The 11,214-nt window shown below is 36.0% G+C and carries 10 protein-coding genes; 4 read left to right on the forward strand and 6 right to left on the reverse strand.

Going from position 1 to position 11,214, the window contains the following annotated elements; all coding sequences use genetic code 11:
• Nucleotides 1-5 precede the first annotated feature (5 nt).
• From QM538_07330 to QM538_07355, 6 genes are all read right to left on the reverse strand, one after another.
• Entirely contained in the window at nt 6-1,496 is a 1,491-nt protein-coding gene (locus tag QM538_07330; protein MDI9348297.1) for a dihydroorotase family protein, read from the reverse strand.
• A complete protein-coding gene (locus QM538_07335; GenBank protein MDI9348298.1) occupies nt 1,493-2,377 on the reverse strand; it encodes a hypothetical protein in 885 nt (294 codons plus the stop codon). Before QM538_07335 ends, QM538_07330 begins: the two co-directional genes overlap by 4 nt.
• Entirely contained in the window at nt 2,377-3,075 is a 699-nt protein-coding gene (locus tag QM538_07340) for a nucleotidyl transferase AbiEii/AbiGii toxin family protein (GenBank protein ID MDI9348299.1), read from the reverse strand. The genes QM538_07335 and QM538_07340 overlap by 1 nt, the downstream gene beginning before the upstream one ends.
• Entirely contained in the window at nt 3,065-3,667 is a 603-nt protein-coding gene (locus QM538_07345; protein MDI9348300.1) for a type IV toxin-antitoxin system AbiEi family antitoxin domain-containing protein, read from the reverse strand. Before QM538_07345 ends, QM538_07340 begins: the two co-directional genes overlap by 11 nt.
• A gap of 74 nt (nt 3,668-3,741) precedes the next feature.
• Nucleotides 3,742-4,089 carry a DUF3147 family protein gene (locus QM538_07350; protein MDI9348301.1) on the reverse strand — a complete coding sequence of 116 codons (348 nt, stop codon included), beginning with the start codon at nt 4,087-4,089 and terminating at the stop codon, nt 3,742-3,744.
• Nucleotides 4,090-4,206: 117 nt separating this feature from the next.
• A complete protein-coding gene (locus QM538_07355) occupies nt 4,207-4,713 on the reverse strand; it encodes a hypothetical protein (protein ID MDI9348302.1) in 507 nt (168 codons plus the stop codon).
• Between the two features lie 608 nt (nt 4,714-5,321).
• Here QM538_07355 and QM538_07360 point away from each other — a divergent pair.
• From QM538_07360 to QM538_07375, 4 genes are read left to right on the forward strand one after another with little or no spacing between them, the layout of a single operon-like run.
• The gene (locus tag QM538_07360; protein ID MDI9348303.1) at nt 5,322-6,053 is read left to right on the forward strand and encodes a hypothetical protein; all 732 of its coding nucleotides are present in this window, start codon (nt 5,322-5,324) and stop codon (nt 6,051-6,053) included.
• Nucleotides 6,054-6,084: 31 nt separating this feature from the next.
• Nucleotides 6,085-8,334 carry an AAA family ATPase gene (locus QM538_07365; GenBank protein ID MDI9348304.1) on the forward strand — a complete coding sequence of 750 codons (2,250 nt, stop codon included), beginning with the start codon at nt 6,085-6,087 and terminating at the stop codon, nt 8,332-8,334.
• An 11-nt stretch (nt 8,335-8,345) separates the two neighbouring features.
• On the forward strand, nt 8,346-9,608 hold the full coding sequence (locus QM538_07370) for a hypothetical protein (protein MDI9348305.1): 1,263 nt from the start codon (nt 8,346-8,348) through the stop codon (nt 9,606-9,608).
• Nucleotides 9,605-10,222 (forward strand): heme-binding beta-barrel domain-containing protein, encoded by a 618-nt coding sequence (locus QM538_07375; protein ID MDI9348306.1) that lies wholly within the window; start codon nt 9,605-9,607, stop codon nt 10,220-10,222. The genes QM538_07370 and QM538_07375 overlap by 4 nt, the downstream gene beginning before the upstream one ends.
• The last annotated feature ends 992 nt before the right edge of the window (nt 10,223-11,214 follow it).

Below are 11,214 nucleotides of genomic sequence, written 5' to 3' on the forward strand. Positions count from 1 at the left end.
TACAATTATTTCTTTTGTGGACGGAACTGATATGCACCGCAGGGCTCTCCAACTACTTCGTCATTATTAAAAATTACTTTTCCACGCAACATGGTGGTCTTTACTTTTCCCTTAAGTTTAATACCCTCTAATGGTGTGTACCCTGCACTTGAAGGAGAGGCATGGCCGCGAACAACAAATGATTCCTTAGGGTTAAAAAAAACCAAGTCGGCATCTTTTCCAACCGCGATATCACCTTTTGATGTTAGCCCATACCGTTTGGCTGGATTATAAGAAACTAAGGCAGCGACTCGATTTGGGGATAATCCTCGTTTCGTGCCTTCACTAAATAATCCAGAAAGCAAATACTCAGTTCCACCAAATCCTGATTTAGATTTCCATATATTCGCTCCATCCTTGTGATCACCATGCGCAGTCTTTTCTTCCATAGCGCAGCAGGCGTGATCGCTCACTACCCAATCAATAGATCCGAGCAGTAATTGCTTCCATAGATATTCAACATCTTGTCGCGAACGAATGGGAGGATTTACTTTGGCATGGCAAGCAGCCTCACAGTCGTAGTCAAGCAACAAATGTGCGATGGTAACTTCTTTCCCAAAATTAACATGCGGGAATACCTTTTCCATAGTCAGGGCAGCCTCCACAGCTTTTTTTGAAGTTAAATGGAGCAAGTTAATATTTGGGCAATTCGTTTCATTAGCTAGATATGACGCAATCCATATCGCCAAACCCTCTGAATGTGGAGGCCGTGCAGCGCTATACGCTTTCAGCCCAGTTAATTTATTTTCTTTTTGCACCATAGTTGTATAGGCTCGTAAAATATCAGCAAGCTCACAATGCAGGCTTACCGAGATAGAGTCTGCCAGCTTTGGATATCGTTTCGTCAGTTCAGCAGCTTTTCTCATAATCATTTCAAAATGAGCAATATCATAAGAGTCGCTCTCATCTAACATGAGAAAATCTCTCTGTGAGTTTTGCGATGTCGAACCGTGCAAACCATAACCACCATAAAACATAAATATCTTAAAAGAGCACATGCCATATTGTTTTAAGAGCATTTCCATTTCATCAATATGTTTCGCCTGGATAGGGGCGAGATGATACCCATAATCAACAAAGTATTTTCCTTCTGATAGCTTCAATACTTTTGGATAAAAATCACTATAGCTACCCCCTTCATTCAGATAGTATTGTCCAGTTCTAAAGTAATTAAGCATGGTAGTTACACCACCAGTTGCCGCTGCCTTACTCTCACTGAGTGCATCTTGTACAAGCGGAGCATAAATTCCAGTATGGGTATGCGCATCAACCACTCCAGGAAATACTAAATACCCCTGCGCATCTAGTATTTGAGTTTTTGCAGTGATATGTTCTTTTGGTATTCGCTTAGCCACCATAACAATCTTTTCACCATTAATCCCAATCTCACCAGCTATAATTTTTTTCTCAAGTGGCTTAACTATTTGTGCGTTTTTAATTACTGTAGTTATTTTCATTTGTCATCTCCATTATCAATCTCTGTAAGAATAATTCGCTCTTGATCAGGTCCGATTAAAAGCTTTGAGGGTTTATTATATACACTTTCAACAAAATCATTCATAGGTGCCCTCGTGGCAAACGAGACAGCATATATTCCACTATATAATGACGACACCATATCCTCAGCGCTCGTTAGCTGATCTATCTCAATCAGCGATGTTCCGAACAGTTGCAGCACCGCAAGAGGATGCTTCGTATCAAGCGGCAATCCAAATTCATTATTTACTACAGTTATTTTTGTCTCAACCATTAACGGAGCACCAGCACCATGTGACCTATAATATTCTGCACTTGCCACCCTATCTTTACTAGAAAGCACTGCAATAAACAACCCATCAAACACCGCCCTCGCACGAGGAAGCCTAAAAGGTGGTACTTCATTTTTTATTTCAGTAATGTACAACATCTCACCACTCGGACCTTCAACCTGCATTGCCTTGATATCCTTGCTCATCTCCAAACAAGCAGGAGCGCCTCGTACCTTACAACCCTTATAGCTCAAGTACTCACCAAGAAAATCAACAGCATTAGTTGATATTTCTAACGCCAGCCAGCCCCTATTCCTCAAACATGCAGACACCACAGCATCCCGTATCTCAACCAAACGAATAATTGCACCACCATGCTCAGCGCACACCAATGCAGTCCTCTGCTCAGCAAAATTAAGACCAGGAAATAAACAACCAAACTCTAACTCAGATAGCCTATGGTTATAATCAACAATAGTACCAAACAAACGATAAAACGCCACGGACTTTTCCAAATCCCTACACACAATGGTAGCGTAGAGTAATGGACCAAGCGACTCAGGTGATGGTGTAGGTGCAGTTAGATTCATTATTTTTCACTATCCAACATTACCCTCAAGGAAAAGATAACATCTGATTTTAATTTTTTACGACAGTAGTCCTTTTCACTTTCTGAAAGCAACTCACCAATTTCCTTTAAGATATTTTTATTATCGTAAGCTTCTAATAGAGACGTAGCTTTTTGCAAGGTTTCCTTGAAAGATATTTTAGATCTACTCTCCACAATACCTCTGTTAATCTCCCATCTTTGCTTTGCGAAATACCACACATCATAAATATCTCTATTTATTTGCCTTTCAATTCTTTCTATCATTGCCACTAATTTATGCGCAAACATATCTTCCTGTACCATTACCTTCATGTCAATGCCAAGATATTTTTTTATTTCATATTTTGAACCGTAGCTAAGGATATTAACATCTACCTTTACACCTCTTTTTCCAGCTAAATTCGAAATAATAAATCTCATCCCTCTTTTTCCCATGCTCTTTTCTTTGATTTCCCCATATTTTGTAATGATAATTTCAATTTTTTCAGCCACTTCTTCTTTTTTAGTTTCATCCAATAAATCAAAATCTAAATCAACAGATGCTCTTGGTAAACCATAAAATAGCATTGCTGCAGTCCCACCTTTAAATCCCAGAAAAGGGCCAATAGAGGTATCTGTATAAATCTCTTTTAAGATATCTAATAAAATTACTCTATGTCTTGCAAAATCAAATGTCATATTCTTTTCTGCAATCTTCTCTGTACTCTTTTACAGTTTTTTCCATTTTTTTATTTTTATATATTGGTAATAGATCAAATACTTTATCCCAGTTCATCCCATACAGATTATCAAAATAATTTTTTTTATTTACATACATCCTATCTAAAAATGCACGCTCTTTTGATGCCATAGCATAATTACCTACCTGCTCTATGCCTTTGGTATTTTTTAATACCTCATTTTTCATTCTAATAAAAGTAATTTTTTGTCCATGTATGACTATCTCTCTATTTATGTATGATGCAACAAAAATATTTGAGTAATATTGAAAAACAACCCCCTCTATTGCTAACACAGTTTCAAAGCTGATATACGAAGGGGTGCATATAGTATTAGCTAATTCATATTCATTGTACTTTTTGTCCTTTGCATAAATGCCACGACGAAGACGCAGCAACTTTTTGCTTTTTACATAACTACGCAAACGCTCACGAGACGCCTTATCATTATTTTGCCCCCACAAAAGCGCTATGTACTTTGTAGAGAAAATAGTTAAAGGAGACCTAAGTATAGTATCTAAAAAATCCCCTTTTTTAAGTTTTTTCTCCATAATATAACTGCAAGCCAGTATTAACATGGCTTCCAGTAACAATATAACACATTTTTAGTATGTTAATAGGTAATTCAAAGCAACTGAATGCCAAATCGCTTCAGAAGAAAAGCAAACAACCCAAAACAAATAACAGTACAAATAACACCAGCTCCGAGTGTTTGCCAAAAGCCAATTCTTGGAAGTAAATATGGAAACAACAAAAACATTGGTAATGTTGGGATTACATACCAAAAGGTGTAGAGAGCGTAATTAGCTATCTTTTCACTTGATTGTTTTTCAACATAAAGCCAAATCAAAGTAAGAATTGCGATGAGCGGTAAAGCAGCCATAAACCCACCTAGCTTTTCGTTCCGCTTAGCGAACTCAGAAATAACAACAGCCACAAATGCTGTTAAAGCGTACTTAATCACAATCCACATAATTCACCTAGTATAATTATTTATTAAAGTGTCAATAGTTTATCCCTTAGAAAATTAAAACCTAATTATCAGCTCTTTACAGCACAGGGGATATGGCAAATCTATTTATTTCTTTTATTAACTTTGCGCACCTTCGAGCAATAGCACTCTAGCGTGTAAGGAATCCTGCTTGTCTGATAACCGAGTAAGATCTGCTCTAACATCTTTGATATCCAATTTAACCGCATGAATGTCATTAGTAACAATATTAAAACCCTTGACCATTTCAGCTCTTAATTCTGTGTTATCAACTCTTAATTCCTTAATCTCCTTGACCATCTCAGCTCTTAATTCTTTAATTTCTTGAAATATTCCTTTGATTTGAACACTTAATTCAGTAAATTTATCATCCATATTTTTAAACTTATCATCCATATTTTTAAACTTATCATCCACAATTTTAAACTTATCATCCACATTTTTGAACTTATCATCCACATTTTTGAACTTATCATCCATCTTTTGGTCTAGTGATGCTTGGCAGACTCCCATTAATTTAAAACTATGCATGCAATAAATAAACAGTATCAATACTGCTATATTAGCCTGTGATAAATCTTTAATTAAAGTTATTACGGTTTCCATGGTATCCTCATTTTATTATATTCATTTATTTTTTTGTATATCTTATTAGAATAAAAAAAGGATACATTCTGATTTTTACACATGACCTTACCCCCTAAAACTATACCAAATCGCAGGCGAGGTTTCTAGTAAATTTCTATAAGCCAAAATGATAAAGAATTTCATCAATGAAATGGTACAGACGATGGGGGAAGGTCAATAGTAATGATAGATTACAAAATAAGGTACTACAAAATCATCCACAAGGCATAACAACCAATTTCTTTATTCTTTATTAATTCTATCCAAATGATGTGTGGCATTTCAAGACATAAGTTTCCTTCATCATCTGCATGTGGATAATTAACAACTTTTTTTTGAGTTTCTTTAACATATATAACTTGATCTTTCTTAGAATACCTGACCTTACCCCCTAAAACTATACCAAATCGCAGGCGAGGTTTCTAGTAAATCTCTATAAGCCAAAATGATAAAGAATTTCATCAATGAAGATGCAATAAATAGCAACCTATTTTTATAAAAGAGCCATGTTTCAATAATATTGAAACATGGCTCTTTTTTTGGTTGTTATATTCTACAATTAACTAATCTTACAAAAGGAGTTAATAATGAGTGAAACAACTAAAATAAGTTCCGCAGATTTTCTAGATGCAATTAACGCACGAATAGATGCCTCTATTGCTAAAAACATTGAGCCAATTAATAAATCATTAGAAACTGTATTAAAAGCAAATAATGATATCGAATATTTTGACTCTTTCAGGCAAGTAGCTAGTAAAGTCAAATTAGCAAACTTTGATAGCAAAGATGTTAAGAACTCATTTTCCCAACTAGTAAGTCATGTAAGCGACACCTTACCTAAATTAAAGCCACTTGTTGATTCTGTAAGTGCTAAAGGCAATGATTATAACAATATGATTGCAATAATCAAGTCTGTAACTGATAGTTATAACTTCGCAGAAACAAATCCAGATAAAAAAGGCGAAACCGTTAATATCAACACCCCTGCAGAAGGCATTAAAGCCCAAGACGCTGATGTTGAGGAGTACATAAAGAACAAGGACGCTTTCCAGAAGTGGAAGGAAGAAAAGAAAGCTAATGACGAGGCAGAAATGAATATGAAAAAAGCCAACGACATGAGCAAAGAACAGATGACTAAAAAGGACATGGGTTCTAATGATTCAGTTTCACCTTTAACTTTGGAACATAAAAATCACTTGCGAGAGTTAGGATTTGAGCAAAAAACAATAGGCTCTTTTGACACAAGGTTTGATATTACTATCATTTCTGTGTTTGCTAATATTAAATGGCGCAGACGAAGGGGTAAGGTCACTCATTAATAAATTTACAAACTGGGTTAAAATACGATTTATGACTGTCAAAACAGATACTAGTTGGGTTTCTTACTACGAAAGTTTTGCTGACGCATTATTGACCTATCAAAACAAACGCACTGAGTTAACAAAAAAACTAACGGAGCTCGCAAAGGATCCTGAAGTAGGTATTTATATTGAATACTTATTCAAAGATGATGGGGGGCAATTAGACGATATCTGTCCATTTACTTTTATGGGTATTTTTAATAGAGGAATTAAAAAAGAAAATAGAATTGCGCTCGCGGAGAAACTAGCACAATGCATTGGTCTATACCGAGAAACACCCAATTCATTTGATGGAATTCCTCTCCTAAATAACCAAAATTCATGGTTTTACACATGGAAAAAGGTTAGGGCTCCAGCGACCATTGACATTCACTGGAAATTATTTGACAGCGCGCTCAGGTACGCTATGAATTCAAACGAGGACAATAGAAGTCTTTTTATAAAAATATTTAACCAAGCATCTGCACATATGAGTAAAATTGGCAAGTTAACGATAGGGCTTTTTTGGTTAAGACCAAATTTTTATATCACTCTTGACAATAAAACTAGAAAATATCTAAGATCAGAATATGCCGATCTTTCAATGATTGATACATTGGATGAGAAATTAGATGGCAAACAATACCTAGAAATTAATGATGAGATGCAGAAACGAATAGCAACAAGTGGTAATTCCGAACATTCACTCGTGGAGATTTCTCACAGAGCCTGGAAATCTACAGATGAAGATGAGGATGATGAAGGCGATGACTCAGCAACAGATAATAATTTTGTTTGGATGTACCGCTTTGATAGTCCATCTAGCCTTGATTTTGAAACTAGAGCAAAACAATCCATAGAATCAGGTACTATTTATTTAACCTGGAAACAATTCCAACAAAAGAATTTACTTTCTTTAGATAAAAATGAATTAGAGCAAGCCATAGCTGAAGCGACAGGAAGTGAAAATAAGGGGCTACTATCTCGTGTAAATCAAGTGTGGGATTTTCTCCATAATATCAACATAGACGATCTCTGCATCAGTCTATATAACAAAGACAAAAATATTTTTGCTGTGGGAAGAATAACTTCCGAAACAAAGTTTGATAAAGATGGTAAAGAACCATTTAGTCACTTCAGGAAGATAAAATATTTGCGCTCAGACATCCCAAAATCATATTTTGATAAAAAAACAATAAATATCTTAAACTTACAAAGAACACTACATAAAATAAATGACAAAACACTCGTAGATAAAATTCTCAAGATGATAGAATTTGATAAGCCCATTAGAGATACTTTCCAGAATGCAATGCAAAGTACCGTAGATTTACTCAGCTATAAAAAAAATATTATTTTAGAAGGAGCGCCAGGTGTCGGCAAAACCTATCAAGCAATGGAACTCGCTGTGCGAATTATAGAGGGTAATACATTCCAAGCAACAAGCAGAGATGAAATCATGGAACGATACAACGACTTAAGTAAAAATGGGCACATTGCGTTTACTACATTTCATCAGGCAATGGACTACGAAGAATTTGTTGAGGGCTTTAAACCGAATGAACAAACTGAACAAGATCAAAACCCACCTCAATCGGGGCTTGCTTTTGCATTACGAGATGGTATTTTTAAACAACTTGTAACGCGTGCACTGGCACGAACTTCCAAAGATAAGTATGTGTTGATTATAGATGAGATAAATCGAGGTAATGTGGCTAAAATATTTGGTGAGCTTATTACGCTTATAGAATCTGATAAACGCTCTAGTTCAAACAAAATAACTAATGCTCCACAATTAAAATTAACTTACTCACAAGATGAATTTGTAGTTCCAGATAATCTCTACATTATTGGCACCATGAATACCTGTGATCGTAGCATAGGTACTTTAGATTACGCTCTGCGAAGAAGATTTGCTTTTGCCAAGATTTATGCAGATGAGGATGTCATTGTTAACTTTTACAATGATCTGAAAAAAACCTCACTGAAAGATAAAGCACTAAGTCTCTTTAATTCTGTAAAAGAGATAATAGAAAAACAATGCTCTGAAGACCTAGATGCTTCCTCTGTTCAAATAGGACATAGTTACTTTTTAGCTAGTGATGAGCAAGAATTGACCATGAGATTAGAGTATGAGATTAAGCCACTCCTTTATGAATATCTTAATGATGGCTTACTAAAGCAAAAGATAAACAATCTAAATGATGAATCAGAAATGAAACTCACCAAAGACCTCATTGAAAATCTAACTATTGTCTAGCCATTGCTGGTATGAATGCTCTAACAGAAATTCGGATAAAAGAGCATGATGATATTTCAACATATATCAGTGTCAAAGACCTAGAGCATTTTAGAAAACAAACTCTTAACAATAAGGAACTGAAGTACCTTAATGTTTTTAATCCAAGCACTGAAGAGAGGTATTATGTAGGTGCTTGTTGGTTAGAGGAAGGTATCCGTCCTCTTATCGTAGAACCAAAGTTTCGTAATGTAGATTACCTAGCAATGTTTCAGTACTGCATCAGCTCTGAATTATCTGAAGTAATTAACGAGCTTCCTAACCTCTACCATGTTGCTGTTGAACAGCAACCTATTCCCTATGTTTCAAATAATGTAAACTGCATTCTATTAGTCGTTCAGCATTTTGTCTCAGTAGTTCATCGCATAACCCAGCGAGGACTATTAAAACGATATGTCACTACTAATCAGGAACTTCAATCAAAGATTAAGGGCAAAATTAATCTATCGCTCTACTCCAATAACATCATAAGAGGAAAATCACAGTATGTTCCCTGTCAATTTCAACAATATACTGAAGACTGTCCTCAAAACCAATACCTTAAGCAAGCGCATAGTCTTTGTCTTGATTATCTTAACCAAAACTATATAGGATCTAATACCCTCATCAACCAATACCAGAGATGCGGACAAATATTCTCCACCATATCAGACACTAAAAATCTTTCACCTCCAAAAACAAAGTCCACACAATTTTTCAAAGAGTATGAGACCGCTTTGCGATTAGCAGAAATTATTATTCGCAACCACGAATGGAGCTTTAGTAATAAAACCAACAAAGTGGGCACCCTTCCCTTCTATATCAATACTCCTAAACTATTTGAACTTTATGTCTATTGCAAACTCTACGAACTATATGGTAACAATCTCAAATATCAATTCGCTACTAGAAAAGACAGGCCTGACTTTCTATTCACCAGCAATTCATCTACAGGATTTATCGGAGATGCCAAGTACAAACCCTACGGCGAAAAAACACCCACAGAAAACGAAGGGCTTTCTAATCGCAACATTAGTGGCGATGATATCAGACAACTTGCAGGCTACGCAAGAAACAAGAAAATACGAAAAGAACTAGACACACCCAATGACCACTTCACCCTAGATTGCCTCATAATTTATCCCGATGAACATGCCGACGATACCTTTACCATAAACCAGCTCCTACAAATTCCAATAGATGGCTATGTGCATCTTTACAAAAAAGGTATTAAACTACCTACAATACAACAATGAAAAATTATTTACAGGATATTTATAAAGAGCCAGTGAACTTTAGCGTAGATACCATGCAAAGTCTCGGTCCCCTCTCACATTTAGCAGGTGAGTTCTCAGGAAGTATAGGAGTAGATGTTAAACCAAAAGCAACGGGTGCCAAATCTCAAGAGTATATTGAAACCATGCGTTGTTTTCCCATAGACCCCATTACCAATGGCCCTCAACTAATCTATGGACTACGCTACCACACCCACATTACCAAACCAAACCAAATCAAAACCTATCATGAGCAAGTAGGATATTTTCTCTGGGAACCACAAGAATCCATAATTTACATGACCGTATCAATACCAAGAGGTGTCACTGGTATCGCATCAGCAATAGTACCAAGCAATGCCAATGCATTTACACTCACCTCCACTTCTATGCAATCAGTACCATTCCTAAAAGCTGCGTTTGATACCGTCTCATTCACCATAGACATAATTATTCACTCAACAGATTCATGGAGCTATAGCCAAGATACTGTACTCAAAATAGCAGGAACGAATGATCTATTTCATCACACAGATAAAAACACACTTCAAAGAATCCAACCACCAACACCAAACCCACTCGCTCAGAAAGAATAAACCTAGATAGCTTGTAATCTTAACAACAATTAATACAGCTGCAGGAAAAATCATTCTCTTGAGCTTTCCGTTCTCTTGCTCTAGATGGCTTAGTTTCTTTGCCTCTGAAACAACTATAGTTCCATACTTATGACGCCAGTTTTAAAATGTGCCGGGAGTAATACCTTGCTCACGACACAAGGTAGAGGTTTAAACACCTGCAGTGCTCTTTTATAAAATACTGATAATTTAATCAAAGGTAGATAGATTCTTTTTCATACTCATTTATCCTATAAGATTTATATTAAATTACTAGAAACCTCACCTACGATTAGGTACAGTTTTAGGGAGTAAGGTCAGCGTATGAAAAGAAACGAATTAGCTAGATTAACTTTAGATACAACTTATTTCCGTTATATAATAATTTAATAAAGTACTCCAATAACTGGGAGACAGTACAGTAGAGTAAGTTCCAGTCAACGAGAGGTAGCTGGTATTAAGCGACATGCTTTCACCTGAGGTAATGCTCTCTCCACCCACAATACTACCATGTGCAAAAAGATCAACATCGCCAACTATCGCAGTAGTTGCTATAGCACCATGTATAGCTATATCTTTAGTGGCTGTAATTAAAATAAACTGGGTAGAGGCAGGGGTGATGGCTGGAATGGAACTCCTACATAGCTTACTCTTTCAATTGCATGAATGAAATTACGAAGTTGCATGGTGTATATGGATTGTGATGCACTAGGAGAATCTGCATTGGTTGAGGTAAAGTCTATTTGCTTATCTTTGCTGAGGAGATGGATAGTGAGGTTAACTCTGGTGTAGCCGAATTTGGTGGGAAGTAATGTCTAATCCGGTTGCTCGATTGATAAAAAATTTATCTTTGACTCCTACGTTAAGTTTCTATCGTAGTGAGGTTACCTGTATAACATTGCTGTAGATGTTGGTTGCACCTGCATTGTTAGGATAGGTGCAATATATTCTTACTCGGTGATATACCGATGTTA

The organism is Candidatus Methylacidiphilales bacterium (genome assembly GCA_030054035.1).
In the GTDB taxonomy this organism is placed as follows: Bacteria; Pseudomonadota; Gammaproteobacteria; order JASGCS01; family JASGCS01; genus JASGCS01.

What these genes read in the sequence shown, in the direction of transcription:
- QM538_07330 (MDI9348297.1), bottom strand. Translation starts at nt 1,496, where the DNA reads ATGAAAATAACTACAGTAATTAAAAACGCACAAATAGTTAAGCCACTT.
- QM538_07335 (MDI9348298.1), bottom strand. Translation starts at nt 2,377, where the DNA reads ATGAATCTAACTGCACCTACACCATCACCTGAGTCGCTTGGTCCATTA.
- QM538_07340 (MDI9348299.1), bottom strand. Translation starts at nt 3,075, where the DNA reads ATGACATTTGATTTTGCAAGACATAGAGTAATTTTATTAGATATCTTA.
- QM538_07345 (MDI9348300.1), bottom strand. Translation starts at nt 3,667, where the DNA reads ATGGAGAAAAAACTTAAAAAAGGGGATTTTTTAGATACTATACTTAGG.
- QM538_07350 (MDI9348301.1), bottom strand. Translation starts at nt 4,089, where the DNA reads ATGTGGATTGTGATTAAGTACGCTTTAACAGCATTTGTGGCTGTTGTT.
- QM538_07355 (MDI9348302.1), bottom strand. Translation starts at nt 4,713, where the DNA reads ATGGAAACCGTAATAACTTTAATTAAAGATTTATCACAGGCTAATATA.
- QM538_07360 (MDI9348303.1), top strand. Translation starts at nt 5,322, where the DNA reads ATGAGTGAAACAACTAAAATAAGTTCCGCAGATTTTCTAGATGCAATT.
- QM538_07365 (MDI9348304.1), top strand. Translation starts at nt 6,085, where the DNA reads ATGACTGTCAAAACAGATACTAGTTGGGTTTCTTACTACGAAAGTTTT.
- QM538_07370 (MDI9348305.1), top strand. Translation starts at nt 8,346, where the DNA reads ATGAATGCTCTAACAGAAATTCGGATAAAAGAGCATGATGATATTTCA.
- QM538_07375 (MDI9348306.1), top strand. Translation starts at nt 9,605, where the DNA reads ATGAAAAATTATTTACAGGATATTTATAAAGAGCCAGTGAACTTTAGC.